The organism is uncultured Dokdonia sp. (assembly GCF_947492535.1).
Lineage (GTDB): Bacteria > Bacteroidota > Bacteroidia > Flavobacteriales > Flavobacteriaceae > Dokdonia.
This window is the reverse complement of record NZ_CANLNH010000001.1, coordinates 241,166-267,815: the sequence shown is the minus strand read 5'-3', so window position 1 is coordinate 267,815 and position 26,650 is coordinate 241,166. Positions and strand designations below refer to the sequence as shown.

At 34.3% G+C, this 26,650-nt stretch carries 23 protein-coding genes and 1 tRNA gene; 14 read left to right on the top strand and 10 right to left on the bottom strand.

All coding sequences use genetic code 11. The annotated features are described in order from the left end of the window. The first annotated feature begins 28 nt into the window (after positions 1-28). On the top strand, positions 29-1,129 hold the full coding sequence (locus Q1A60_RS01155) for a serine hydrolase domain-containing protein (protein WP_299763131.1): 1,101 nt from the start codon (positions 29-31) through the stop codon (positions 1,127-1,129). Between the two features lie 136 nt (positions 1,130-1,265). Here Q1A60_RS01155 and Q1A60_RS01150 read toward each other — a convergent pair whose 3' ends face one another. The 5 genes from Q1A60_RS01150 to Q1A60_RS01130 all read right to left on the bottom strand — a co-directional run bounded on the left by Q1A60_RS01150 (position 1,266) and on the right by Q1A60_RS01130 (position 7,238). Further along, positions 1,266-1,967 (bottom strand): Crp/Fnr family transcriptional regulator, encoded by a 702-nt coding sequence (locus Q1A60_RS01150; RefSeq protein ID WP_299763129.1) that lies wholly within the window; start codon positions 1,965-1,967, stop codon positions 1,266-1,268. Positions 1,968-2,148: 181 nt separating this feature from the next. After that, complete coding sequence (locus Q1A60_RS01145; protein ID WP_299763127.1) at positions 2,149-2,436, bottom strand: hypothetical protein; 288 nt, start codon at positions 2,434-2,436, stop codon at positions 2,149-2,151. 143 nt (positions 2,437-2,579) lie between these two features. Continuing rightward, on the bottom strand, positions 2,580-5,294 hold the full coding sequence (locus Q1A60_RS01140; RefSeq protein WP_299763125.1) for a TonB-dependent receptor: 2,715 nt from the start codon (positions 5,292-5,294) through the stop codon (positions 2,580-2,582). A 47-nt stretch (positions 5,295-5,341) separates the two neighbouring features. After that, positions 5,342-6,172 (bottom strand): GLPGLI family protein, encoded by an 831-nt coding sequence (locus Q1A60_RS01135; protein WP_299763123.1) that lies wholly within the window; start codon positions 6,170-6,172, stop codon positions 5,342-5,344. A 142-nt stretch (positions 6,173-6,314) separates the two neighbouring features. After that, on the bottom strand, positions 6,315-7,238 hold the full coding sequence (locus tag Q1A60_RS01130) for a LysR family transcriptional regulator (RefSeq protein WP_299763121.1): 924 nt from the start codon (positions 7,236-7,238) through the stop codon (positions 6,315-6,317). A 338-nt stretch (positions 7,239-7,576) separates the two neighbouring features. On the opposite strand from Q1A60_RS01130, the gene Q1A60_RS01125 reads away from it, so the two are divergent. The 11 genes from Q1A60_RS01125 to argH all read left to right on the top strand — a co-directional run bounded on the left by Q1A60_RS01125 (position 7,577) and on the right by argH (position 18,489). Further along, positions 7,577-8,536: a sodium-dependent bicarbonate transport family permease gene (locus Q1A60_RS01125; protein ID WP_299763119.1), complete on the top strand. Its 960-nt coding sequence runs from the start codon at positions 7,577-7,579 to the stop codon at positions 8,534-8,536. Between the two features lie 105 nt (positions 8,537-8,641). Then, positions 8,642-8,953 (top strand): hypothetical protein, encoded by a 312-nt coding sequence (locus tag Q1A60_RS01120; protein WP_299763117.1) that lies wholly within the window; start codon positions 8,642-8,644, stop codon positions 8,951-8,953. Positions 8,954-9,532: 579 nt separating this feature from the next. Further along, positions 9,533-10,150, top strand: a complete 618-nt coding sequence (locus Q1A60_RS01115; RefSeq protein ID WP_299763115.1) for a GNAT family N-acetyltransferase — start codon at positions 9,533-9,535, stop codon at positions 10,148-10,150. Further along, a complete protein-coding gene (locus tag Q1A60_RS01110) occupies positions 10,147-11,343 on the top strand; it encodes an argininosuccinate synthase domain-containing protein (protein WP_299763113.1) in 1,197 nt (398 codons plus the stop codon). Before Q1A60_RS01115 ends, Q1A60_RS01110 begins: the two co-directional genes overlap by 4 nt. Continuing rightward, positions 11,340-12,317, top strand: a complete 978-nt coding sequence (gene argC, locus Q1A60_RS01105) for an N-acetyl-gamma-glutamyl-phosphate reductase (RefSeq protein ID WP_299763111.1) — start codon at positions 11,340-11,342, stop codon at positions 12,315-12,317. The genes Q1A60_RS01110 and argC overlap by 4 nt, the downstream gene beginning before the upstream one ends. A gap of 12 nt (positions 12,318-12,329) precedes the next feature. Then, positions 12,330-13,130 (top strand): pyrroline-5-carboxylate reductase, encoded by an 801-nt coding sequence (gene proC, locus Q1A60_RS01100; protein ID WP_299763109.1) that lies wholly within the window; start codon positions 12,330-12,332, stop codon positions 13,128-13,130. After that, complete coding sequence (locus Q1A60_RS01095; RefSeq protein WP_299763106.1) at positions 13,127-14,251, top strand: aminotransferase class III-fold pyridoxal phosphate-dependent enzyme; 1,125 nt, start codon at positions 13,127-13,129, stop codon at positions 14,249-14,251. Before proC ends, Q1A60_RS01095 begins: the two co-directional genes overlap by 4 nt. 46 nt (positions 14,252-14,297) lie before the next feature. After that, on the top strand, positions 14,298-15,239 hold the full coding sequence (locus tag Q1A60_RS01090; RefSeq protein WP_299763104.1) for an acetylornithine carbamoyltransferase: 942 nt from the start codon (positions 14,298-14,300) through the stop codon (positions 15,237-15,239). Continuing rightward, complete coding sequence (argB, locus tag Q1A60_RS01085) at positions 15,236-16,012, top strand: acetylglutamate kinase (RefSeq protein ID WP_299763102.1); 777 nt, start codon at positions 15,236-15,238, stop codon at positions 16,010-16,012. The genes Q1A60_RS01090 and argB overlap by 4 nt, the downstream gene beginning before the upstream one ends. Beyond that, positions 16,009-17,100, top strand: coding sequence for a M20 family metallo-hydrolase (locus Q1A60_RS01080; protein ID WP_299763100.1), 1,092 nt, complete (start codon positions 16,009-16,011; stop codon positions 17,098-17,100). Before argB ends, Q1A60_RS01080 begins: the two co-directional genes overlap by 4 nt. Before the next feature lie 105 nt (positions 17,101-17,205). After that, entirely contained in the window at positions 17,206-18,489 is a 1,284-nt protein-coding gene (gene argH / locus Q1A60_RS01075) for an argininosuccinate lyase (RefSeq protein WP_299763098.1), read from the top strand. Between the two features lie 146 nt (positions 18,490-18,635). Here argH and Q1A60_RS01070 read toward each other — a convergent pair whose 3' ends face one another. The 5 genes from Q1A60_RS01070 to Q1A60_RS01050 form a co-directional block, all read right to left on the bottom strand. Continuing rightward, entirely contained in the window at positions 18,636-20,117 is a 1,482-nt protein-coding gene (locus Q1A60_RS01070; protein WP_299763096.1) for a hypothetical protein, read from the bottom strand. A gap of 187 nt (positions 20,118-20,304) precedes the next feature. Continuing rightward, positions 20,305-20,377 (bottom strand) — tRNA-Met (locus tag Q1A60_RS01065). Between the two features lie 167 nt (positions 20,378-20,544). Continuing rightward, entirely contained in the window at positions 20,545-20,907 is a 363-nt protein-coding gene (locus Q1A60_RS01060; protein WP_299763094.1) for an STAS/SEC14 domain-containing protein, read from the bottom strand. A 45-nt stretch (positions 20,908-20,952) separates the two neighbouring features. Continuing rightward, positions 20,953-21,309, bottom strand: a complete 357-nt coding sequence (locus Q1A60_RS01055) for an STAS/SEC14 domain-containing protein (RefSeq protein ID WP_299763092.1) — start codon at positions 21,307-21,309, stop codon at positions 20,953-20,955. Between the two features lie 100 nt (positions 21,310-21,409). After that, a complete protein-coding gene (locus Q1A60_RS01050) occupies positions 21,410-23,368 on the bottom strand; it encodes a putative porin (RefSeq protein WP_299763090.1) in 1,959 nt (652 codons plus the stop codon). 66 nt (positions 23,369-23,434) lie between these two features. On the opposite strand from Q1A60_RS01050, the gene Q1A60_RS01045 reads away from it, so the two are divergent. Both Q1A60_RS01045 and Q1A60_RS01040 read left to right on the top strand, forming a co-directional pair. Then, positions 23,435-24,097, top strand: coding sequence for a ribonuclease HII (locus tag Q1A60_RS01045; protein ID WP_299763088.1), 663 nt, complete (start codon positions 23,435-23,437; stop codon positions 24,095-24,097). A gap of 53 nt (positions 24,098-24,150) precedes the next feature. Then, the gene (locus tag Q1A60_RS01040; RefSeq protein ID WP_299763086.1) at positions 24,151-26,625 is read left to right on the top strand and encodes a hypothetical protein; all 2,475 of its coding nucleotides are present in this window, start codon (positions 24,151-24,153) and stop codon (positions 26,623-26,625) included. Positions 26,626-26,650 lie beyond the last annotated feature (25 nt).

Genomic DNA, 26,650 nt, shown 5'->3' with positions numbered 1-26,650 from the left:
TGCCTCATATTCATCAAAAAACATAAAAATGAAACAGTTTATTTTTAATATTCTATTAGCTTGTATACTCACACAAGTATATGGACAGACTTCTAGTCAACATGATATTAAAGCTACTCTTGAAGCACAAATCCCAATACTTTTAAAAGAGCATAAAACACCTGGAATTGCTATTGCCATTTTAAAAAATGGAAAGGTCTATTACAAGAAAGGGTTTGGATATGGAAATACTCAAAAACAAGAGGTGATTAGTACTCATACAGGTTTTAATATAGGATCTATTTCTAAAACATTTACCGCTTGGGGCGTTATGAAACTCGTGGAGCAAGGTAAGCTCAATCTTGATACTCCAGTCACTACATACTTAACCAGATGGCAATTTCCGGCCTCAAAATATGATACTGATAAAGTAACGACAAGAGCCATCTTAAATCATACAGCCGGGCTGTCTGTACATGGATATCCTGGCTTCTCATCTGCCAAAAACTTACCTACACTAGAAGCGTCCCTTAATGGAGAAAACGGACCTGCAAATGAAAACGAAAAGGTAGACATTATACTAGAACCTCAAACTAAATTCAAATATTCTGGAGGAGGGTATACAATCTTGCAATTAGTGATAGAAGAGGTTACTGGAATGTCTTTTTCGGCATATATGGATAAGGCAATTTTTAAACCTTTAAAAATGAAGCATACTAGCTTTAATTTAAGTTCACATATCCTTCAAGACTCTGCAACGCCTTATGATGAAGAAGGGAACGAAATGTATCTTGTGCGTTTTACCGCACAAGCAGCCGCGGGCTTACATACAACACTAGATGATTTAATTTTATTTTCTAAAGCTTCGTTTTCTAAAAATCCAATTTTGTCTTCAGAAAGTTTCACCACACTCATTACCCCTACAGAAGTGGCTAATAACGATTATGGCTTAGGATATATGGTTATGGATCGTTTTGGTTTTAGAATTATAGGACATGCAGGTTCTAATGATGGATGGCAATCGGGAATGATGTTCAACTTTGAAACTAATTCAGGCATCATTATGCTCACAAATGGCTCCAACGGAAAGAATGTATTATTTCCATGTCTACAAAAATGGGCGCAATGGCATAAGAAAAATATGGAGTAGTCTTCACTTTTTAAATATTCAATATTTCAAAGAGGTCTGATATATTATCAGGCTTCTTTATATTACAAAAGATTTTTGTTATTCTCGCTTTCGCGAAATAAAATACTGACGTTGTTGAAGTAGTAGATAAATATGATTACAAGCCTTCTATCAATTTATGGAGGGCTTTGTCATCTTCTATCTTAATACGTTTCCCATCTGTGGTGATCCATCCTTCTTTTTTAAACGAAGTAAGGGTACGTATACAGGCTTCTTTAGCTGTCCCTACAACATTTGCAATATCTTCTCGCGTAAGCGTCATCGCAATATACCCATCCTGATCTACTCCAAAATTCTTATCTAAGTATCGTAATGTTTCTGCTATACGTTGACGCACCGTTTTTTGTGCCATATTTACAATCACGTCATCGGCAAATTTTAAATCATTTGCCATGTGTACTAAGATTGCTTTTATAAAAGCAACATTATTACTAATAGTATCTGTAAGATGATTTTTAGGAATGTAACACACCTCCATATCATTAAGTGCTACAGCACTTAAATTGGTACTCTCTTCCGTAATTACAGAACGTTGTCCAAGTATTTCACCCTTTGTAGCAATTTTTACAATCTGATCTTTGCCATTATCACTCATTTTAGAAAGTTTAGACACACCATTACGCACACAAAAAACACCATTGAGTTTTTCGCCTTCTTCAAAAAGAGCATCTCCTTTCTTTATAGACTTTGTGACTTTACTATCTGATATCTTTTTAAGCTCTTCTTTGCTTAAGGCTTTTAGTGCATTTAACTGCCGTATAATACAGTTTTCACATCTCCCTTCATGGTGGTCCTCCATCCCTTTCGTATAATGATATAAAGATACTCGATATCGTAACCAAAGACAAAGAGTTAAAAACAATGTTCCTGTATTGATTTACTTAAATAAAAGTAACTCATGTATCAATATAGTCCTATAGCATAGCTTGTATATCTAGGTCCTGCGACATTATATTTTGAAATGAGTGTACACACAGTGTTTAGAAAATAAAATTAATAGTCGCTAGTAATGAACATATAGAAAGACTAGCAATAGATGCTTTTAAAACAACTTCTGGTTTTTGCACTGTCAGTATGGAAGCTAAAACAGCATTACATAATACAACGACTATAAATAGTTGAATCATTTGTAATAACCCGCTACCGTTTTGAAAAATAGACAATACGGTAATGCCTCCTAAACACGTAGAAACAATAATAGCAGAAGCTGCGTATAGTAAAAAGTTCTCTTGCCAATCGGTACTGATTTTTGCATATAGTGTGCTCATAGTTGTATCTGTTTTTTAATTACAGGTCAAAACTATGATATGGAAGACGAGAAAAAGATGACTTTTGTCATCTTTAGGTATTTTATACAAAATAGCATCTAGCTAGCACTAGATGCTATATATAAAGTATATTATGTATAGAATTATAACGTATACACAAACCTAAAGGTTACAAATCGTGGTTGGATAAATGTTTCTGATGAGAACACTGAAAGATTATTTGCGCTATTTCGTACTTGAGAATCTATATCTAAAATATTAGTAGCTTTAATTTCATATTCCCATTTGGCATCTCTATTTTTTCTATACGAAAGGGTAGCATCCCAATTTTGAAATGACTGAGAATTTCCATTTCCCAGATTTTGATTGGTATAGCTATAATTAGTACGAAAGGTAACAGACTTCCAGATATAGGCATCTACCTCAACAGACGGTGAATTGGTCGTAAATGTTGTTTTACGTCCTCCCTGAATATTATCTGTCACGCTATAACGATACCTCAAGCTTACATTAGGTGCTACTTTATAGTTTGTTCGTATGCCTGGTGTATAGGTTTGTGTATACCCTTCATTAAGTGATTGCTGTTCTTGAATAAATTGATTGATTTTACTATAATTGAAACTAGCATTTAATGTCGCTCTAATTTTACCAAAAGTACGTTGTACTCTCCCAAAAACAGTAGCATTTTCATCCGCAAAGTTTGAATTGAAGAACGTACTCGTTCTAATCACATTTTCAAAATTAGTTAGATTTCGTATCTGATCTATATTGTTTGAATAGGATGCTCTGGCAAAAACATTGGTATAATTGAATAGATTGAAACTACTATAGATTAAACTTACATTATGAGACAAGGCATTTTGTAAATCTGATTCTCCAAATTGAATGCTATTAAAGTTATTCAATACGAGTCCTTCTGCCAGTCGTGTTATGTCTGTAAATTGATTACGCATATCATATCGCAATGTCAAGGCTTCACTTTTCTTAAACTGGATTCGGGTTTCGAAATCTGGTAACAATCTAAAGAAATTGTCTTCAAAGGTTTCTCCAAACTGTGTGTTTTTATTTCCATAAGCATGTACTGAAAAACCTGGTGTAATGGTAAACTTACCAGTTTTCAAACGGTAATGTAATCCTAGGTAGACATCACTAAAATTATACTCGGCATCATTGACTGCGCGTCCATCATTAAATGTTGGTGTTGGATTGAGTTGAGAGCCATCTCCTAAAAATTGAAAAATTGAAGAATTAAATTGCTGACGACTTAAGATCGTACCTAAAGTCACATTCAAATTACTTTTTGCATTAAGGATATTGAAATAATCTAGCTTGGCATCTACTTGATTAGATCTAATACGTCTATTCTGTCCTAAATCATAGGTCGCTAAAGAGGTATCTAATCCTAAAGCATCTGCTGTAGTATCAAACGCATCTTCATCGTTAGGATCATTTGTTAGAATAGCATTATAAAATGGATCTTCATTTTTGATTAAATGCTGAGCTTCAAATGAGAATATATTGGTTTCGTTAAGCGTATAGTAATAATTTAGATTTTGATTAATACTATAGGGAGTTACTTCATCTAGTTGATTGGTAGTTCCAATAACGGAAGAAAAAACATTTTGATTTTGCGTATCGTTAGATATCCGAGCTAATACATCATAATCTAATTGATTATTAATGTTAGGTTGGTAGGATGCACTCAATTTTAATAGTCCTTGATCGGATCGTTCTCTACTTGATTGTTCAGTCGCTTCATCTGGAATGCCTAAGCTAGGATCTGTATATTGTATAAGACTTGTTTCTCTAGAAAGAATACGACTACTATTATAAATAAGAAACCCACTTAAATCCAATGCTTTATTTGGAGAGTAACTAAAGTTTCCTGTAGCCAATTTATTCTCAATTTCTAACGCATTTCCTTGAGTTGTCAAGAAATTAAGACTATTATTTCCTAAATTAATATTAGTACCACTGCTTCTACTAGGCGCTCTAAAACCTCCTCCGAAATTTCGGATATCACGTCGAGTCAAAGCCGCTTCTCCTATATTATTAATATCTCCAATAAAATTAAGGCTGTATTTTGGATTATAATAAAACAACTTAGGTTGTACTAAATAGAGTTCATTATCTGGAGAAGTTCCTGCTCCAGCTGTCACATTACCAAACCAGAAGTTTTCTTTGCCTTCTTTGAGTTTTATATTTAAAGCTACATTATCTTGGTTATTGGTAACGCCTCTTAATTGATTTACTTCCGAATAATTACGGAGTACTTGTACTTTATCAACTGCCTTGGAGGGAATATTTTTTGTAGCTAATTTGGTGTCTCCATCAAAAAAATCTTTCCCATTGACCATCAATTTACTCACCACCTTCCCCTCTACTTCTATCTGTCCATCTTCATTAATTTCTACACCTGGGAGTTTTTCTAGTACATCTTCTAATTTTCGTTCAGATCCATTTTTAAATGAATCTGCATTATAAATCAATGTATCACCTCTTACAGTCACTGGCATTTCATAGGTAAGCTCAATTTCATCTAATGAATTATCAAATACTAAGCTATAATTTTTAGTCAATCCACTTTCTTTTATAGTAAGGATTTCTTCGGAGGATTTCATACCTATATAACTCACTTGGATTTTATACGTTGTGTTTGGGCTTAATTCTAATGTATACTCTCCATTCACATTAGTCACACTAAAAGATTCCAATCCTGTTGTTGCCTGATTTATTGCAATAACATTGGCTAGTTCTAATGGCGTATTTAAGCTATCTGTGACAACCCCCTTTACTTCTATTTGAGCGTAAGAAATAGCTACTATAAAGAATAGTAGTATACAGTAAATATATTTCATGGTATGAGTTGCTTACTTGTTAAATGGGTATTCTGAACACATCAATATTAGCCTCTTCTTCGGCCTCTATTGTTTCGCATTTCTTTCATTTTACCTGTAATCGTTTCTTTGTAAGCATTTTTAGTAATTTCTTTTCCTTTGCTAGGAGCTTCAATTTTGATAGTCTCTTTAGGGTTCATCACAATTTTAGAACATAGTAATGTTGTATTCCCAGCGCTCACTTCTAGGATAAGTCCTGGAAGTCCCCAATATTCACTAGGACCATGTCCTACAGGAATTTGAGGAGTGTACCATGCTTCAACTTCGGTCATGTTGACCTCTGGCTCTCCATCGGCTAAGTCTGATTCTTTTGAATCTGATTGCCTTAATTCGCCCCAAGAAAAATTGTACCATGTTAATTCAGCTGTTGGGATAGAAGCCGTAGCTTTAAAACACATATACTTGCCAATCTGTTTAGATTCTGTCCCCATCTTCCAATCTATAGCTTGCAGTTTATCCTTTACTAAAAACTGCTTTCCATAAAATTCTTGGCTCTGTACTAAGGCATTTTCCTTCACATTTTTATATTGTCTGCCTTGGGTAAAATTTTGCCCCCAAGAATCTGTAGCACCAGACATGGCATCTAGTTTATCTTCTTCAATAAATAGAGATTCTTCTTTATTAAAATTTAATACATACGTTTTTTCTAATCTATTCTTAAGACGTGCTTGAACATCTTTTTTCTGAGCCTCACTTAATCGTGCTCCCCAGTTACCAAGCTCCATGGTAGATTTGGAAGAATAATAGGCTTGACCTTGAAATTCTTGAACCGGATTAGGGCTTACTGACAACAATAATAGAAGAACTAAGGTGCTGATTTTGAATAAAATTAATTTCATGATGGATAGTTAAAATTATATTTTGTTCAACCAAATTACATAAATATTAAACAATCTAACTTTATTTATTAAAATATTAACATTAACGTCTATTCAAAAAATATTTTTATTACCCATCTCTACCTATATAAATACCAAAAAATTAATAATCATTAAACCAATTAAAATGGTCCTTCATAATAGTAGATTTATTTTCATTAATATGTGCTACGAAGTGTTTTGCTATAGAAGAAAGGTTCTTGGAACTTAACCATATGAGATTCCAATTAGTTACTATTGGTAAATCCTTTACAGGAATGATCTGTAAATCCCCATTATTGAGTTCGTTTTTAATACCAATAAGTGGCATAATAGAAAACCCTAAACCTGCAACCACTGCTTGCTTAACTGCTTCGTTAGAGGTTAGTTCCATTTTCTTATAGGTAGATATCTTATTAGAAGCTATAAATCGTTCCATGGCATTACGAGTAGCAGACCCTTGTTCTCTATATATAAGAGGTAATTGTTCAAATATTTTTGAATTTAAATTATCACCTGTATGTTGATACTGTTTCCCACCTACCAAGTGTAATTTATTCTCCATAAGTTGGACACGATCTATCTTAAGGTTTTTAGGGATTGTAGATACCATAGCAAAATCTACATCATTATTTTCTAAAGAACGTACTACCTCTGCTTTATTAGTCACATCCATTATCAGATCTACGCCCGCATGTTCTTTTATAAAATCAGTTAAAAAATAAGGTATTGCATATTTTGCAGTAGAAACAATAGCTATTTTTAACTTCCCAGCTAATTCTCCTTGAAAAGAAAGTGCTTTATAATTAAGCGCATGTACTTCTTCTAAAATATTTGCTGCTGCTTTTGCAATTTCTTCTCCGAATTCAGTGATATAGATTTTTCTTCCTACTACCTCAAATAAAGGGTTCTGGAATTGATCTTGAAATTTCTTGAGCTGAATAGAAACAGCAGGCTGTGTTAAAAACAGTTCTTCAGAAGCCTTTGTAACACTTTTAAGCACTGTTATTTTATGAAAAATCTCTAATTGATGTAATGTATAATTCATAATTAATGATTATGTATTTTATAATAAATATAAATAAAAATATATGAATTAAAGAAATAATCTTTGCCTACACAAAATACATATACCTATGAAACATAAAAATTACACACAGGATCAAGTAAGAATCACAAGATTAAAAAAATCTAACAAAAAGGGCTCTAAAGTATCTTTAAGCAACATAGCAATACTATTAATATTTAGTTTTTTTATAGGGCTATCCTTAATTAGCAATCATCTATTCCTAAAAGAAATACTAATTGGATCCAGTATTATATGCATGTTATTATTATTTAAAAAAGAACAGTAAACAATACAACTACAAATAGTACATATTTAAAATGGATCTACATTTATTATTTGACAATTTAACTAACCCTGCATTACTTTTTTTCTTTCTAGGAATCATCGCAGTACAAGTAAAAAGTGATTTAAGCATCCCAGGAAATTCTTCAAAATTCATATCCCTCTATTTACTCTTATGTATCGGATTTAAAGGAGGTCAAGAATTAGCTCACAGTACATTTAACAATGAAATTTTATGGTCATTATTATTTGGAATGTTACTCGCCATCGTAATTCCTTGCTACACTTTTTTCATCTTACGAAAAAAGTTTTCTTTAGAAAACTCTGGTGCTATTGCTGCAGCTTATGGGTCTGTAAGTGCCGTAACCTTTGTGACTACCATTTCGTTTCTTGAGATGGAGCAAATTGCTTTTAATGGGCATATGGTAGCCGTTATGGCGCTTATGGAAGCACCCTCTATTATGGTTGGGTTATTACTTATTACCATTTTTGCAAAAAACAAGAAGAAAGATAGAGTCCCCATGAAAAAGGTAATTCATCATGCACTCACAAATGGGAGTGTACTCCTTATTATAGGAAGTCTAATTATCGGATTCTTAACCAGTGAAGCCCAAGCCGAAGGCATAAAACCATTCACTACGGATATTTTCAAAGGCTTTCTAGCTGTATTTTTACTAGACATGGGAATTACAAGTGGACGAAAATTATCAGACCTCATAAAGAAAGGTTGGTTTGCCCTCATATTTGCTATTGCAATCCCCATAATAAATGGATGTGCTGTCGCAATAATTAGTGGTTTATTTATAGAAAGTGAAGGAAACAGACTCTTATTTGCAATACTAGCTGCCAGTGCATCTTACATTGCAGTTCCCGCAGCGATGAAACTTGCTGCACCAAAAGCAAATCCAAGTTTATACATCCCCATGGCATTAGCAATTACCTTTCCTTTCAATATCACTCTTGGAATGCCATTATATTTACACCTCATTCAATGATCATAATTTTTATTTATAACATACATTAAATATATAAATAAAAATATATAAATAATTAATAAGACATTTGTACTATAAAATTAATGCAGTTTAAAATAAACACCTATGAATACATTAGTATCATCTCCAGAAGTAGCAAAAGACAAACATCAGATTAATTTGATAGATGGTTGTTTTACAGCATCAGAAGCACAAGATATCCTTACGCCTATGATTGCTAAAAAAATAAACTTTCACCAAATAAAGCGTATGTCGCTCTTTGAAACAGATCACAGTGATTCTTGTGCATCAGACAGAGATAGAATTGTAGAACTAGAAGCTGCTAAAATAAAAGCAGAAGATATCTTCCTACAAGCAAAAATTGAAGGAAAAAAAGTACGAATGGAAAGTGTTATTCAAATCACTCTTGAAGATTAATTCATATTGAATTAAGCAACATTCTATATAAATTAGTTTAGTTTAAAATAGTACAATAAGAATAAACTGGTACTTCATTCTTAAAGTATGTTTTATTATTCAAAAAAATAGCGGTCCCGAACAGGTCGCTATTTTTTATTTTATATGATTCAAAATATCCTTCAAAAATATATAACACCATTTGCTAACTGAAGAGTCACTTATCATGAATTTTCAGTTATTTCATGAAAAAACATATTCAACCCTGTTATTATTTCAAAAATGTACTACATTTGCAGTATGAATACTTCAAAAAATAAAACACGTATTATAACAATCGCACCCCCCGTGCGACGCCGACGCTAATTCTTTTTAGTTCGACGAGTTATATTCATTACGTTTTTATTTTTTTATTGTGTACCATTTAAATTTCAAATCTTATTTTATCACCAATGCTATTTTAAACAATAGCACACGGTTGGTACGCCCCTTTTTCTTTCGCCGCCCGTAAGGGTGCACTTCTATTTATGGAACTTAGGTGAGTCCGGTTCTTCTTTCAAAATTCATCACAATACATTTTAACTTTTTAAATCAACAACAATGGAAATCATTATTGCTGATCAAACACACATCGCATATGCAAAAGTCATATGTGAGACTATAGAAAAAGCAGCACAAACACGAGGCACAGGTATCGCAAGACGAAAGCCTGAATATATCATTTCAAAAATGAAAAAAGGGAATGCTGTTATTGCCCTTGACAAAAATAAATTTGCAGGCTTCTGTTATATAGAAACATGGAGTCATGGAAAGTTTGTTGCAAATTCTGGTTTGATTGTCCATCCAGATTATAGAGGTCAAGGACTCGCCACACAAATCAAAAAACATGTTTTTGAACATTCAAGAAGTAAGTTTCCTGATGCAAAAATATTTAGCATCACTACAGGACTTGCCGTTATGAAATTAAATAGCAATCTAGGATATACGCCTGTTACTTTTTCTGAACTCACCAAAGATCAAACCTTTTGGGATGGCTGTCAAACGTGTAAAAATTATGATGTACTCCAACGCACCAATCAATCAATGTGTCTTTGTACAGGAATGTTATACGATCCAAATAACAAGGTAAGTACAACACCTAAAAAGATAACAACAAAAGCGTTCACAAGACTAAAAAGCATCAAACAAACCTTGTTTTTAAAAAACAAAAAGAAATGAATACATCAAAAAAAATAGTACTTGCATACAGTGGCGGTTTAGACACATCCTATTGTGCCGTTCACTTATCAAAAGAAAAAGGATTTGAAGTACATGCAGTAAGTATTAATACAGGAGGTTTTACTTCTGATGAAATCAATAGTATAGAAAAAACGGCATATACATTAGGAGTAACCACATATAAAAATATAGACGCTATTACTTCATTCTACGAAAAAGTAATAAAGTATTTGATTTTCGGAAATGTCTTAAAGAACAATACCTACCCTTTATCTGTAAGTGCAGAGCGTATTGTTCAAGCCATTGAGATTATTGAATATGCAAAAAGTGTCGGAGCAACACATATTGCACATGGAAGCACTGGTGCTGGAAATGATCAAGTACGATTTGATATGATTTTTCAAACACTTGCTCCAGAAATTGAAATCATCACACCTATTAGAGACCAACAGCTTTCTAGACAACAAGAAATAGCCTATTTACAAAAACACAATATAGATGCCTCTTGGGAAAAAGCAAAGTACTCTATAAATAAAGGTCTCTGGGGAACCAGTGTAGGAGGAGAAGAGACATTAACTTCAGAAAAAGGATTACCAGAAAAAGCTTTCCCTTCCCAACTCACCAAAGATGGAAAAGAGAATGTTATCCTAACCTTTGAAAAAGGAGAACTCATCGCTATCAATGGAAATAAACAAACTCCAGAAAAAAACATTGAACTCTTACAAAACCTAGCTTCTCCGTATGCTATAGGAAGAGATATCCATGTAGGTGATACGATTGTGGGTATTAAAGGACGTGTAGGGTTTGAAGCTGCTGCTGCACTCATCATTATTAAGGCTCATCATTTATTAGAAAAACACACGCTTACCAAGTGGCAATTACAACATAAAGAATACCTATCAAACTTCTATGGAATGCATTTACACGAAGGCCAATACTTAGATCCCGTAATGAGAGATATGGAAGCTTTCTTAACGAATAGTCAAGACAAAGTTTCTGGAGAAGTGATTGTAACATTACAACCATATCACTTTTTCTTAGAAGGCATCATTTCTAAGAATGATTTAATGAGTTCTAAGTTTGGTAGTTATGGCGAAATGAACACACAGTGGACTGCCGAAGAAGCAAAGGGATTTATAAAAATTAATGGAAATCAAAACAAGATATACCAACAAATACACACAACATCATGATCAAAGCAGGAATCATAGGAGGTGCTGGCTATACTGCTGGAGAACTCATAAGAGTCTTATTACATCATCCTAAAACAAGTATTGATTTTATTTTTAGCACATCTAATGCTGGAAATAATGTACATAAAGTCCACCAAGACCTCTTAGGGTATACAGATCTAGTATTCACAAATACAATCAATCCACAGGTAGATGTCGTATTTCTATGTTTAGGTCATGGGAAATCAAAAGAATTTTTAGACACACATTCTTTTTCTCAAGACACAAAAATCATTGATCTAAGCAATGACTTCAGACTTTCTGAAGATGCACATTATAAAGCAAAGCAGTTTACATACGGTTTACCAGAAGTAAATAAAAAGAGTATTCAAAAGGCGCAACATATTGCAAACCCAGGATGTTTTGCGACGGCGATTCAGTTAGCCATTGCTCCCTTAGCATCTCAGAATCTATTAACATCAGATATTCATGTCAATGCAGTTACTGGGGCGACTGGCGCTGGAGTTTCCCTTTCACAAACAACACACTTTACATGGAGAGATAATAATTTTTCTCACTATAAAGCATTTAACCATCAGCATTTAGGAGAAATCTACCAGACGGTGAAGCATTTACAGTCTAACTTTAATAGTGAAATTCATTTTATTCCTAACCGAGGGAATTTCTCGAGAGGCATTTTCGCGACAGCGTACACCCATTTTAAAGGAACCTTAGAAGAAGCAACCAGTATATATAAAACCTATTATCAAGAAGCTCCTTTTACCATCGTATCCGATAATAGTATTCACTTAAAACAGGTAGTAAACACCAATAAATGTGTCCTCCATATAGAAAAGCATCAAGACAAATTATTAATTACAAGTACGCTTGACAATCTATTAAAAGGCGCTTCAGGACAAGCAATTCAGAATATGAATGTAGCTTTTGGTCTTGTAGAAACAGATGGACTACTCTTAAAAGGGTCTCATTTTTAAAAAATAACAGATATGAAAATAGCCATTATAGGAACAGGGAATTTAGGGAAGTCTATTGCAAAAGGGTTGCTAAGCAATCAAGATGTAACTAGTCTTTACCTCACAAAAAGAAACATACAAGAACTCAAAGAATTTGAAGATAACAAACAGGTTATTATAACGCAAGACAATGCCTTGGCGATTCAAAAATCTGATGTTATCCTACTAGCAGTTCAACCAGCCCAAGCTGCACAAATACTCATCGATGCAAAACCATTATTAACTAAAAATCACAGTATCATTTCCACCATCACTGGATTTTCAATAGCAGCTATAGAACATAGTATTGGTCAAGACAAAGCGATCATAAGAGCCATGCCTAATACTGCTATTGCTGTAGGAAAATCGATGACATGTTTATGCAGTAATACACAAGGAAAACAACATATTAAAATAGCCGAAACGATATTCAATCAACTAGGACACTCATTACAAATCCCAGAACCTCAAATGCAAGCTGCAACAGTAGTTTGCGCGAGTGGGATTGCTTTTTGGATGCGTTTGATTAGAGCGACTACTCAGGCTGCTATTCAATTAGGGTTTGATGCTGAAGAAGCGCAACAACTCGCTATGTATACGAGTGAAGGCGCTGCCAGTTTATTGATTCAAAACAAACGACATCCAGAACAGGAAATAGACCGAGTGACTACACCAAAGGGATGCACCATCGAAGGATTAAATGAGATGGAGCATAAAGGATTGAGTTCTTCTCTCATTCAAGGAATGGTAGCATCTTTCAATAAAATCAACACTATAAAAAAAGAACAGTTATGAGTTTATTTAATGTATATCCACTCTTTGATATTACTCCCGCTTCCGCGAAAGATGTCTTTGTGTATGATACGAAGGGTGTGAAATATCTCGATTTGTATGGAGGCCATGCTGTTATTTCTATCGGCCACTCACATCCACATTACGTGCAATCTATTAGTGAGCAATTACAAAAAATCGGATTTTATAGTAATTCGGTACAGAATCCATTACAGCAAAAATTAGCAAAGAAGCTAGGGCTATTATCAGGCTGTCAGGACTATCAACTATTTCTTTGTAATTCTGGAGCCGAAGCCAATGAAAATGCATTGAAACTAGCCTCTTTTTATACTGGAAAGAAAAAAGTCCTTGCCTTTAAAAATTCGTTTCACGGAAGAACTTCTGCCGCCGTTGCAGCAACAGACAATCCTAAAATTGTTGCTCCGATTAATGCACAACAAGAAGTAGATTTTGTGACGTTAGGAGATCTTCAAACGGTTGAAGCTATTTTAAAACAAGACAAGACTTGTGCTGTGATTGTTGAATGTATTCAAGGAGTTGGGGGTCTGGATGAAATGCCTACGGCGTTTTATACCGCTGTCGCGAAACTTTGTAAAGAATATAACACCTTATTTATTGCTGATGAAGTACAATCAGGCTTTGGGAGAACAGGCGATTTCTTTGCTTTTCAAAAGCATGGCATCACGCCAGATATTATTTCCATAGCAAAAGGGATGGGAAATGGATTTCCTGTAGGAGGTATTTTGATTCATCCGAATCTAAAAGCCTCTTTTGGAATGTTAGGAACTACGTTTGGTGGAAATCACTTGGCGTGTGCTGCTTCTATTGCAGTACTAGCTATTATAGAAGAACAGCAATTGATGCAACACGTAAAAGCGCTTTCTACCTACTTTATTGAAAAAGCACAGTCACTTTCTAAACTTAAAACAGTTAAAGGTCGCGGACTCATGCTAGGTTTAGAGTTTGATTTTCCAATTGCAGAACTTCGAAAAACACTCATTCATAAACATCACATATTCACAGGGAATTCTAAAAATCCAAACCTATTACGAATTCTTCCGCCTTTAACCATACAGAAAGAACACGTAGATCAACTTATACACGCATTACAACAGGAATTATGAGGCCCATAATGGGCATTTGACAATATTTTGAATAAACTAAAAATAGATGAATAACTATACTTCTATACACGACATCAAAAACCTATCTAAAACCATTCAGGAAGCCATTACACTGAAAGCAAATCCGTTTCAATTTGACACCCTAGGAAAACATAAAACACTAGTGATGTTATTCTTTAATTCTAGTTTACGTACCCGATTAAGTACAGAAAAAGCAGCAAAAAACTTAGGTATGGATGTGATGATCTTAGACATCAGTAATACGTGGAATCTAGAATTTAAAGATGGTACGGTAATGAATTTACAAACCGCCGAACATATCAAAGAAGCAGCGCAAGTCATCTCTCAGTATGCAGACATCATCGCTGTAAGAGCTTTTCCTAGTTTAAAAAACAAAGAAGAAGATGCCTCTGAGTATATCTTGAATAGCTTTAAAACGTATGCTTCGGTTCCAATTGTTAATATGGAAAGTGCTACCGCACATCCGTTGCAAGCACTTACTGATGCCATCACTATTACAGAACATGCGATCAAAAAGAAACCAAAAGTAGTTTTGTCATGGGCACCACATCCTAAAGCATTGCCACATGCTGTTGCAAACTCTTTTATAAAAACCATGCAATTACTAGATGTAGATCTTTCGGTTACACATCCTAAAGGATATGATCTAGCATCTGAGATTATAAAAGACACGCCTGTTTTCTACAATCAAAAAAAAGCTCTACAAGATGCCGATTTTGTCTATGTGAAAAATTGGAGTAGTTACGATCAGTACGGACAGGTGATAAGTCAAGATCCTAATTGGATGATCACAAAAGAAAAGATAGGAAATGCCTCCTGTATGCATTGTCTACCTGTACGTAGAAACATGGTGATCGCAGACGCTGTTTTAGACAGTGAAAATTCTATTGTCATACCGCAAGCAAACAATAGAACCTTTGCAGCTCAAATTGTATTAAAAAACCTATTAGAACAGCTATCGTCATGAAAATACTTAAGGTTATAAAAATAGGAGGCAATATCATTAATGATACTAAAAAATTACTACCATTTTTAGAGAAATTTGCTTCTTTACAAGGTCCAAAGATATTAGTTCATGGAGGAGGGAAATTAGCTACTTCCCTAGCCCAACAGCTAAATATTGAGGTAAAAATGTATCAAGGAAGACGTATTACGGATGCAGATACATTAGACATTATCACGATGACCTATGCTGGTAAAATCAACAAGAATATAGTTGCTCTTTTACAAGCACATCAGTGTAATGCCATTGGACTTTCTGGCGCTGATGGAAATACTATCATTGCTACAAAAAGACCCATCACAGAAATAGACTTTGGATATGTAGGCGATGTCTCACAAGTGAATACAAGGACGTTAGAACTTCTTATAAAGAATAACATCACTCCCGTTTTTTGTGCTATTACTCATGATACCCAAAGACAGTTATTAAATACGAATGCAGATACCATAGCGTCAGCATTAGCCATTGCTTTTTCAAACAAATACAAAGTTGAGTTGTATTACTGTTTTGAAAAGAAAGGAGTGTTACAATCTATCGAAGATGAAGACTCTGTGATTCAAACGATAGATCAAAACAACTATAAAACACTTATCGATCAAGGAATTATCACAGAAGGTATGATTCCAAAAATTGACAACTGCTTTTATGCACTTAACCACAATGTACATAGCGTATCTATTGGTTTATCTGATATGTTATTTACTACCAACACTATTTATACTTCTATACAAAAATGAAAACACTAGAACAGCTTACAACAAATGCCATTACACTTCTCAAAAGCTTAATTGAGACACCTTCATTTTCTGGAGAAGAAAATCATACGGCTGCACTTATTATAGCATGGTTTACTAAATATAAGATTCCGTATAACAAGATCAATAATAATATTTGGGCGGTTAATAAAAGCTTTCGCGAAACTACCTCGTCGGTAGACAAAGGCAAGCCTACCTTATTATTAAACTCACACCATGATACCGTACAACCGAATAAAGGATATACGAAAGATCCATTTAAAGCTATTATTGAAGATGGAAAATTATATGGTTTAGGCAGTAATGATGCAGGAGGTGCTTTGGTTTCTTTGCTTGCTACATTTACCTATTATTATCATAGAGAAGACCTACAGTATCATCTACTATTTGTCGCTTCGGCGGAAGAAGAAAATAGCGGACCTCAAGGGTTACATAGTATCCTTAACCAAATTCCAAAAATAGATGTTGCAATTGTAGGAGAACCTACAAATATGCAACTCGCTATCGCCGAAAAAGGATTGGTTGTATTTGATGCTGTCGTAAAAGGTACTCCTAGTCATGCAGCACATCCTAATAACAACAATGCTATTTACAACACTATTGAAGTTTTGAAATGGTTTCAAGAATATCAATTCAAAAAAACGTCAGAGGTATTAGGAGATGTGAAAATGACGGTCACTCAAATCAATGCAGGCATACAGCATAATGCAATTCCGGCAGAAGTAAACTTAGTGATTGACGTGCGTGTGAATGACGCATATTCTAATCAGGAAATCTGTGATATTTTAGAAAGAGAGAGTCCGTGTACACAAATCACACCTCGTGGCACACGCTTAAATTCGTCTTCCATTTCACCAGCACATGTACTTGTACAAGCAGGAATTTCATTAGGTAGAAAGACCTATGGATCTCCAACTTTATCTGATCAGGCGATATTAACCTGTCCTTCTTTAAAATTAGGTCCAGGAGAAAGCAAACGATCACATACCGCAGATGAATTTATTTATATCGCCGAAATTGAAGAGGCGATTCAACTATACACTGCTTTATTAGAAAAAGCGATTATATAAAACACGAATAATATTGAGTACGCTTTCGTACTTCGATGAACTCAGCATAAACTTCTGCTTCATTTCATTTCGCGAAAGCGTATAAAACACCTTAAAAATAGTAGTATGAAACTTTGGGATAAAGGAATTACAATAGATCAACAAATAGAACAATTTACGGTAGGAAATGACCGAGAAATCGACCTTCATATTGCAATATATGACGTACAAGCTTCTGTAGCTCATGCAAAAATGCTAGCGTTCATTGGGATCATTTCTTCGGAAGAATTACAACTTCTAGAAAAAGGATTACACGACATTGCAAAAGATATAGAAGAAGGAACGTTTACTATAGAAACGCAATTTGAAGATGTGCATTCTAAGATAGAATATGAACTTACTTCTAGATATGGGGATGTAGGCAAAAAGATTCATACAGCACGTTCTAGAAATGATCAGGTCTTGGTGGCTTTACAGTTATTTTACAAAGAGCATTTACAAGAGGTTGTTTCAAAAACTGAAACCTTATTTGACACACTTTTAGGACTCGCCGAAACGCATAAAAATGCAGTAATTCCAGGCTACACTCATTTACAAGTAGCGATGCCATCTTCCTTTGGCTTGTGGTTTTCTGCCTATGCAGAAGTGTTGATAGATGACATATATCTTCTAAATGCTGCTTTAAAAACCGTCGATCAAAACCCACTAGGATCGGCGGCAGGTTATGGGAGTTCGTTTCCTATTGATCGAAATTTCACCACAAAAGAACTTGGTTTTTCTACCCTTAAATACAATGTCATTGCAGCGCAATTAAGTAGAGGAAAAAATGAACGTACTATTGCAAGTGCTTTAGGTAGTTTATGTAATACTTTAGGAAGGTTTGCTATGGATATTTGTTTGTATATGAGTCAGAATTTTGGATTTATTTCCTTCCCAGATCAATTAACAACGGGAAGTAGTATTATGCCACATAAAAAGAATCCTGATGTATTTGAACTCATTAGAGGAAAATGCAATAAAATTCAGGCGTTACATACAGAGATGCTTCTCATCACAAATAACCTTCCAAGTGGCTATCATAGAGATTTTCAACTATTGAAAGAACATAGTATAACTGCTTTTCAAGAAGTAGAAAGCATCCTAGACATTTTTAATTATGCGATCAAACAGATTATTATCAAAGATATTGACCTACAGGATGAAAAGTATCAATATTTATATACTGTAGATAGTATTAATACTTTAGTTATAGATGGTCATTCTTTTAGGGATGCCTATCAACAGATAGGATCTCAAGTACAATCTGGAATGTATAGTCCTGAATCTGCAAAAGAGCATACACATATAGGAAGTATGGGGAATTTGTGTTTGGATAAAATTCAGAAGAAAATGAATGAAACTAGCATATGAAAAAAAGAGGCTGTCTAAAAAGCAACTTAATACGTGATTCTGAATTCATTTCAGTTTGACGATAGTTACATCTTTTTAGACAGCCTCTTTCTTATTTTATAAATGCGAACGAATCCTATTACACCTTATAAAACTAATTTCTACACCTATTTAGATTTAGACATTACTTTCATAAAGGCTTTTAGTTTATTAGCTTCAATTTCTGTTGGCGTTTGCTCGTCTACAATAAGAGAAACATTTCCACTAAACACATGACTTAAATACAACGGAGATCGTATCGTATCACTTCCTGTATCTGGAGCTCCACGGTGACAGCTAAAGCAATTTATTAGTTTTGATGCATCTGTAATTTCATCTGTAGTTGTTTGATACGTCTGCGTAAATGTTTCCATCGTTAGATTTGCCGAAGCTAGTGATCCTCTTGCCATCGATCCTGGTGTTGCATCTTTAATATGTCTATACAATGACACAATAGTATCGGCTTGTTGTGTCGTTGTTAAACCATCCATATTTAGCCAAATAGCACCATCATATTGGTAATTTTGCCATACATCGCTTTCTTTCTTAAGATTAGCAGATACACACATATTAAGACTATCTATTTTATTATAGTTATCTGGCTCTGGCTGACTCGTTTTCACATAGTTGTTAGGTCCTTTTGCAGCTACTCCATATTTAAACAGACCGAAAGTTTGTTCTGCTTTTACTGCTTTTCCAGATTTCCAACGTATACCATCAACACCTGTAACGCTTCCTTTCTTAAAGATAAGTGTATTGACATCTGAACTTGCTGTATTTGATGGTACATCAAATACAGGAGCTAAAGAATTATGCTCAAAAGTTGCCCAGATAAATTCTGGGTGATTAATGACAACGCCTACTACATGCATTCCTAATAAAGCTACTTGTTCTTTTACGACTGTTCCATCTCCTTGTGTCACAGCAGCCATGGTTGTATAATAGTTGTTTTTGGCAATATCCTCACTTGGTAATGATGTTACGGGCACCCATGAAACCTTAGTTTCTAGAGATCCTATCGGGAAGGTTGCATTGTTATTCCTAGACAGCGTTCCCTTTTTTATACTATCTACATACTTGGTAATAGCAGTTTCTAGCGTAGCATTAATATGTATAGAATAGTAGACCGTATCAGATGTTTTACCATCTGCGCTATATTCTGGGACTGTCTGCAAAACAGCATCTAGTCCTGCTTGATTAATACTAGATAATGCGACAGAGGTTCCAGAAGGAATCTTCACAGTTTCCATCTGGTTTGTTACTTGTTTTAAGGTATTTAAGAATAGTGGTTTTCCATTTGCTTCAGGTTTTGTCAACCATAAAAACTTTTGAAACGACCATTGCTGAAACATACAATTGGTGGTATTCTCTGTGTCAAAAGGACTCCCTTTTCCTTCTTCAGGTGCTGGAGTTTGTGAATGTGGGAACCAATTTGTCTCACAATCGCAAGAGGTTGATGCCGTAGAAGTAGCTACCGCTAAATCACTATAGGCCTCAAGTTTTGCTTCTGGTGTTGTTTTTTCTTGTTTTTTCTGATCACAAGCGCTAAAAGAAAGTAATACAAGCCCTAAGGCTAATACACTTTTTAAAATAATAGATTTAAATTTCATTACTCAGTCGGTTAATGGTTAATGTTTCATTTTCAGGGTATTACAAACTTAACAAAATTTTCACATTGTTAAATACGTAGAACTACTTGGTTTTAAAGCAGAAGACCGTTTTCTATCAATATATTTTAGGTTGGGAAAATTTCATAAAAAAAGCCCTCACATTTCTGTGAAGGCTTGATTTTTCTAGTAGCGGGAACTGGACTCGAACCAGTGACCTTCGGGTTATGAGCCCGACGAGCTGCCTACTGCTCTATCCCGCGATATATGTTCCAGTAACACTTTTCTTGATTAGGCCATCAGTACTGCGCTAGCGGACGGCAAATATACAACCGTTTTTTTGTTAGAAACAACTTTTTAATAAAAAAAATTATTATTCTTTTAAAAATTGATTTTAGCGGCAAAAAACAAGAGAATGAATTACTATATATCAGCTATTTACTTCTGCTATCCAAGAGATAGCAGACATGCGATCTTTTACAGGAAAATATTTAAGATCTGCGCCTATTAAGACATTATCTACCGCAGCAAGAGCATGAATCCATTTTCGATCTGTTACCAACGCAATCTTATTAAATCGTTTTGCATATTCTAATGGAAAAAGAGCACCTATAGTGGCAGCACTCAATGAAAAATGCTCAATATTACTATCTTCTAAATACAAGTTAATTTTATCGTGTGTCTCAAACTTCTCTAAAATTTGAGAACGAAGCTCTAAGATGGCTTCTTTATTCATAGTACCTTCTATTAGGTAACCTACAGTATTATCGGCAAAGCTAAAATCTGCTAACATAGTAATCTAGGGGAGTCGATTATGTTGTAATATACAAAATAAGAATTAACTATTTGAAACCCATTGCATAGCCTCTACCCTTTTTTCTGAGGTATAATTACGTATATCTCCACTAATAAACTGATTATTAATAGTTGACAACAAATGAATCCATGATCTATCTGTCACCATAGCAACTCTATTAAAACGCTTATAATGCTGTAATGGAAAAATAATCCCTACTATGACAGAATATAATGTAAAATACTCAACGCCTCTATCTTCTAGATAGACATTAATACGTGCGTGAATTTCTAATTTACGCTCTATTTGACCTTGTAATGCTTCAATGGTTGAAGCATCCATAGGCCCATCAAATACATACGCAATCGTATTATCTGCTAAATCATAATCTAAAATCATAATTATTAAAACTAATAAAAACCCAATTAATTGTTTAATAAAACAAAAAAAGCTAGATTATGTATAATAAAAAGTTAAACAATTAGAATTCAACAGTATGTTATAAGAAGAAATTCCATACAATCCCAAATCGTACATTAAAATCTCTATAAGGATATCCAGGTGCACTAAAGAAATCATTCCCTGTAAAACCACTATTTAAATGTTCTGCCTTAAAGAATATTCTTGTTTGGCGCACTTTCATATTTACAAAGAAGTCTATCAAAGGAAAACCACCTATTTCTTGATTATTTTGCACATAAAACTCTGCAAGAACTGGGTCATAAGAATTCAAATTATACTCCGTAAAATACTGTACGGTAAATCCTGTTTGTAAAAACAATGCTCTTTTAAATAATCTATCCGTAAAATATAAACTTCCTCTTGTTAAAATATCTGGTGTATTAAGAATACCTTCTGCTCCGCTTACATTCTGGAAAGTGACGGTGGCATCTAATCCAAATTTACCAACGGTGACTTCTCTATTTGCAGTTACCTTAAGATGATTTATAGTTTCATCTGTTTGAAAAGAATTTACAAAACCATCTGTTTCATCTATTCCAAAATAGGCATAGTTAGAAATCGTACTCGCCGAAGCATCTATATTAATCCATTTATTGGCTTCCAAACGCGCAGCGAGTGTATTTGTTTGTACATTTTCATAGGTAGGAGCATTATGCCAATTATAATTAATATAATTACTCTGATACAATAAATGATTATAGGCTGCTGGTCTAGAATTACTCAGTATACTTGCCGAAAATGTTTTATCTGGCGCAATATCATAAGAAGCTCTCCCAAAGACATTAAATCCATCAAAATCTCCAGTGACATTAACCTGAGCAGTACCTTCAATATTTATTTTTCCAATTGTATTCTTATACCCGCCTCCAACGGCAATAATGGTTCCTTGTAATCTATTAGGAATACGTTCTTCTATCCCATCATTATCAACATCTTGTATCAATACTGAATTATAACCATAGTTATAATATGTTGTATTTGCTTGAAATGTAAGCGTTCCTAAATTCTTATCATTATATTCAGCATACAACTCATTATAGGTCTCTTCATTATCGGTTCTATCTCTAAAATTAGATTGCTGGAATGCATCTCCAAAAATAGCATTAGCTGCATTTTGTCGATACTCATAGAACTTATTTTCACTATTAAAAACATGTCCTATTTTGAGAGCATAATCAGCAATACTATCTTTTTTGCCAATTAATTTATAATGATGTTTTACATATACGCGTGTTCCATCAAGAATATTTTCGGCATCTTGAAAATTTACTAAGAGTCTTGATCGATCATTAAATTGGTCATCATTGCTTGTAAACTGTTCTATAGCTTGTTCTTGCAACCCACCATTTTCTTGATTCAATAAATCTTGAGCAACCCAATGCGCGTTAATTCGGTATCTATTATTTTTTGTTCTATAACTTCCCGCAAGTCGAAAATTCCCTGTACTTGTTAATGCGTTTTGATATTTTCCAAGACTTCGCAATCCTTTATAAGCAACAGAAAAATTAAGTCTTGGTGACGTATTCATTGTAAAAAAAGCATCCAATTGTTGCCCTTGTTCAAAGGCACTTCTAAAGTACAATTCAGTGACAGGCGTGGGTAAATAGTAATACTTAATATCTTCTACCCCTAAATAATTAAAATGTCTGGATTGTGCGACACTATTAGGAAGTGTCGATTGCTTATCAAAATGATATACCAATGTATTATGTGTTTGTCCTGTATTTGCAAATGGTAACAACCCATAACGATCTTTACGCAAGTAATTAAATTTATAATCTTTTGCAATGGTAAGTGATGTATCTACGGTAATGGTATCACTCTTAATAGATATTATTTTATAATCTTCGATAGGAGGCCTCACAAAATCTGCGACCTTATTATTACTTATGTTGCCTTGAGCTCCTGTATTTCTAGTTCCTTGTTGCAGCGTAGGAAATTGCGCATATACAGACGACGCAACGAGTATAAAAAATAAAATGAAAAATGCCTTCATAGATAATTTTGAAGAGCCAAAGTTAATTTTTTTACCCGTAATCACGTATTTTACAACTCTAAAACCATGTTAAAGCTTAAATTTCATCCAGATCTTATAGAATGTGGCACCGATGAAGCGGGTCGCGGATGCCTTGCTGGCCCTGTGACTGCAGCTGCCGTACTCCTTCCTGATCATTTTAAAAATGAGATCCTTACCGACTCAAAACAACTCTCCGAACATAAAAGAGAAAAGCTCAAACCTATTATTGAACATGAAGCTATTGCCTTTGGAGTTGCACATATTATGATGGATGAGATTGATCAAATTAATATTTTAAATGCTTCCATATTGGGAATGCATCGCAGTATTGATACGATGCTATATACGCTTTCGCGAAAGCGTATACCACAACATATTCTTGTAGATGGAAATAAATTTAAACCGTATCCAGACATTCCGCACACATGTGTTATCAAAGGAGATGGGAAATATCTACCGATTGCCGCAGCCTCTGTACTTGCCAAAACAGAAAGAGATCATTTTATGGAACGTATCCATGAAGAATATCCCATGTACAATTGGAAAAAAAATAAAGGATATCCTACCAAGGAACATCGTGAAGCTATCAGAAAATATGGCATCACCAAGTATCATCGTAAAAGCTTTAAACTCCTTCCCGAGCAATATGAGCTAGATTTTGAAGGATATTCTCTTGTTAAAAACCCAGTAGATAACTCCTCAAAGTAAACGCTTATTTCTTTTATACAAGTCCTTACATTTGAGTAAAGGGATTTACACGTATGAAACGATTTTTTTTAATTGCAATGGTCTTATGTTTTATTGCTTGTGAGCAAGAGCAATCTACGGCAACATCAACACTTACAAAATATATCCCCCGTAAAGCGAGTGTTATTGTAAAAACTACTAATCTTAAAGGGTTGCGATCTGCCATTAAGAATAATGATCTTATGCAAGCTTTTGCAAAAACAAGGTATCAGGATTTTTTAGCCAGTAGCACTCCGTTATTACAAGATATAAAATCAAAAAACGAAACCTTAATTTGCTACACCCAAATAGGAAATAACACCTATGATGTAAGTGTTATCACAAAAGCAACAGCAAAAGTTTTTACTCCAGACAGTACTAAAATTAAAAAAACGACCATAGGCAATACAACGCCTGCAATTACAAAAATAACCTCACCTGACGCTACTTTTTATACCCTGATCATAGATGATGTTTTTATAGCGAGTACGTCTCAATTACTGTTAGAGAATACCCTTAGAGAGCAAGAAGATAACAGCTTTGCAACAGACAAGGATTTTATAACCGCTTATAATGCTACGAGTAATGCAACAGCCAGTATTCTCTTAAAAGGGAGTGAAATGGATGATCTATGGACGACCTTATATCCAACATCCAAAGAGCATCCATTACGAGAGGCTTTTTCATGGTCATTAGGAGATTTAGACATTTCTCAGAATGATATTAAAATAAGCGGTGTTACACTTACAAAAGACTCGACAGAGCAACGTTTATTAGTCTTTAAAAACACGAAACCTGTTACCAATACGATAGATCAGATAGCACCTATTGTTGCTCAAAGTGTCACCTCAATCTCTTATGATAATTGGAGTGCTTTTAAAAACAACTTGGCAGATCTTCGTAAAATAGATCCTTTAAAATTTGACATAAAAGCAGAAGATGTATTAAGCACTTTTGATGAAATAGGAAGTATCCAATTAGATGCTGGGGTTGTAATTGCTGCACATACCATAGACCCTACACTTACAGAAGATGCTGTTGCTTCTCTCAAAGAAGAAGAAACGGTATATAGACAGGTTCCTATATATCGTTTTAAAGAGAAAACACTATTCACAAAAACGTATGAGTCTATTATCAAAACACCTTCCGCACAACGATACTGCGTTTTAGATAGTTATTATGTGTTTGCAGAAGAGCAAGAACACTTAGAGACTATTATTGCAAACTATCAGAATAACGCAACGCTACTATTTTCTGGAGCGTATAAGAATACGAAATCCCAATTAAGCGATGCTGCTAGCTTCCTGAGAATCACAAATACAGAAAAGATTGCTTATCAAGATTTGGTTTCTGAGAAAGAAGCAAAGGCTTTTAAAAATATAGAAATCACGGCCTATCCATTTGCTGCATTACAGCTTATTCAAGATTCAAATTTCATGCATTTGAATGCGGTAATCAATAAAAATGAAAACACCCAAAAAGAAGGGGCTATTACACAAATTGCGAGTACAAAACTAGAAAAATCTATTGCACGCGCTCCTCAACTTGTCAAAAACCACCGTACCAAGGGCGCAGATGTGCTTTTACAAGACGAGTCAAATGCATTACACCTTATAAGCAATAGTGGAAAATTATTGTGGCAAAAAGAATTGGATGGTCCTATTTTAGGAGATGTACAGCAAGTAGATTTATATCGTAATGGCAGACTCCAATTAGCCTTTGTCACTCCAAAGACATTCTATATTTTAGATCGTAATGGTAATGAAGTAAAACCCTTTCCTATTAGCTTTAATGAGACGATCACACAGCCACTCGCTGTATTTGATTATGAAAACAATCGTAAGTATCGTTTTATCATCACACAAGGAACACAATTACAGATGTTTGATAAAGAAGCAAAAATTGTCAAAGGATTTGGCTTTACAAAAGCAGAAAGTGTTATTATTTACCCGCCTAAACACATACGAATAAGCAACAAAGATTATATCGTTATTGCAGAAAACAGTGGGAAACTCAATATTTTAAGTCGTACAGGAAAATCACGTGTTACTGTAAAAGAAACGATACAATTTGGAGATACACCCATTTTCAAAGAGAAAAATACATTTACCACCTATGACATCAATGGAGGCAAAATAAGTATTAATACCAGTGGGAAACTAACACGCACTCAAAGTGACAATACCACTAACACTATTGTAAACACATGGGGAAATACCATGACCTCTTTATTAGAAAACAACTTAATCATTAATAACAAAGCCATAGAATTAGAATACGGCACCTATACAACCCCAGAAATTTTTAAAGTAGGTAAGAACATATATATTACACTTACCAATACAGAAACGAGTCAGGTATTGTGTTTTAATGAGAAAGGAGAATCTATAGACAACTTCCCAGTATACGGAATTGGTCCCGCACATTTTGATTATTTAGAACGCAATAAAAATGTAGGTTTTGTTACACAAGGAGATGCGAATAGTATTTTGATTTATCAGATTAATTAAATAATCTTAGGGTGACACCTTAGTA

Bases quoted from the DNA above. Each gene is read 5' to 3' on its own strand.
- Q1A60_RS01120 (WP_299763117.1), top strand. From the start codon at position 8,642: ATGAATACATTAGTATCATCTCCAGAAGTAGCAAAAGACAAACATCAG.
- Q1A60_RS01125 (WP_299763119.1), top strand. From the start codon at position 7,577: ATGGATCTACATTTATTATTTGACAATTTAACTAACCCTGCATTACTT.
- Q1A60_RS01055 (WP_299763092.1), bottom strand. From the start codon at position 21,309: ATGATTTTAGATTATGATTTAGCAGATAATACGATTGCGTATGTATTT.
- Q1A60_RS01150 (WP_299763129.1), bottom strand. From the start codon at position 1,967: ATGGAGGACCACCATGAAGGGAGATGTGAAAACTGTATTATACGGCAG.
- Q1A60_RS01045 (WP_299763088.1), top strand. From the start codon at position 23,435: ATGTTAAAGCTTAAATTTCATCCAGATCTTATAGAATGTGGCACCGAT.
- Q1A60_RS01080 (WP_299763100.1), top strand. From the start codon at position 16,009: ATGAAAACACTAGAACAGCTTACAACAAATGCCATTACACTTCTCAAA.
- argH (WP_299763098.1), top strand. From the start codon at position 17,206: ATGAAACTTTGGGATAAAGGAATTACAATAGATCAACAAATAGAACAA.
- Q1A60_RS01040 (WP_299763086.1), top strand. From the start codon at position 24,151: ATGAAACGATTTTTTTTAATTGCAATGGTCTTATGTTTTATTGCTTGT.
- Q1A60_RS01145 (WP_299763127.1), bottom strand. From the start codon at position 2,436: ATGAGCACACTATATGCAAAAATCAGTACCGATTGGCAAGAGAACTTT.
- Q1A60_RS01060 (WP_299763094.1), bottom strand. From the start codon at position 20,907: ATGTTAGCAGATTTTAGCTTTGCCGATAATACTGTAGGTTACCTAATA.
- Q1A60_RS01115 (WP_299763115.1), top strand. From the start codon at position 9,533: ATGGAAATCATTATTGCTGATCAAACACACATCGCATATGCAAAAGTC.
- Q1A60_RS01110 (WP_299763113.1), top strand. From the start codon at position 10,147: ATGAATACATCAAAAAAAATAGTACTTGCATACAGTGGCGGTTTAGAC.
- Q1A60_RS01090 (WP_299763104.1), top strand. From the start codon at position 14,298: ATGAATAACTATACTTCTATACACGACATCAAAAACCTATCTAAAACC.
- argC (WP_299763111.1), top strand. From the start codon at position 11,340: ATGATCAAAGCAGGAATCATAGGAGGTGCTGGCTATACTGCTGGAGAA.
- proC (WP_299763109.1), top strand. From the start codon at position 12,330: ATGAAAATAGCCATTATAGGAACAGGGAATTTAGGGAAGTCTATTGCA.
- Q1A60_RS01095 (WP_299763106.1), top strand. From the start codon at position 13,127: ATGAGTTTATTTAATGTATATCCACTCTTTGATATTACTCCCGCTTCC.
- Q1A60_RS01130 (WP_299763121.1), bottom strand. From the start codon at position 7,238: ATGAATTATACATTACATCAATTAGAGATTTTTCATAAAATAACAGTG.
- Q1A60_RS01140 (WP_299763125.1), bottom strand. From the start codon at position 5,294: ATGAAATATATTTACTGTATACTACTATTCTTTATAGTAGCTATTTCT.
- Q1A60_RS01155 (WP_299763131.1), top strand. From the start codon at position 29: ATGAAACAGTTTATTTTTAATATTCTATTAGCTTGTATACTCACACAA.
- argB (WP_299763102.1), top strand. From the start codon at position 15,236: ATGAAAATACTTAAGGTTATAAAAATAGGAGGCAATATCATTAATGAT.
- Q1A60_RS01050 (WP_299763090.1), bottom strand. From the start codon at position 23,368: ATGAAGGCATTTTTCATTTTATTTTTTATACTCGTTGCGTCGTCTGTA.
- Q1A60_RS01070 (WP_299763096.1), bottom strand. From the start codon at position 20,117: ATGAAATTTAAATCTATTATTTTAAAAAGTGTATTAGCCTTAGGGCTT.
- Q1A60_RS01135 (WP_299763123.1), bottom strand. From the start codon at position 6,172: ATGAAATTAATTTTATTCAAAATCAGCACCTTAGTTCTTCTATTATTG.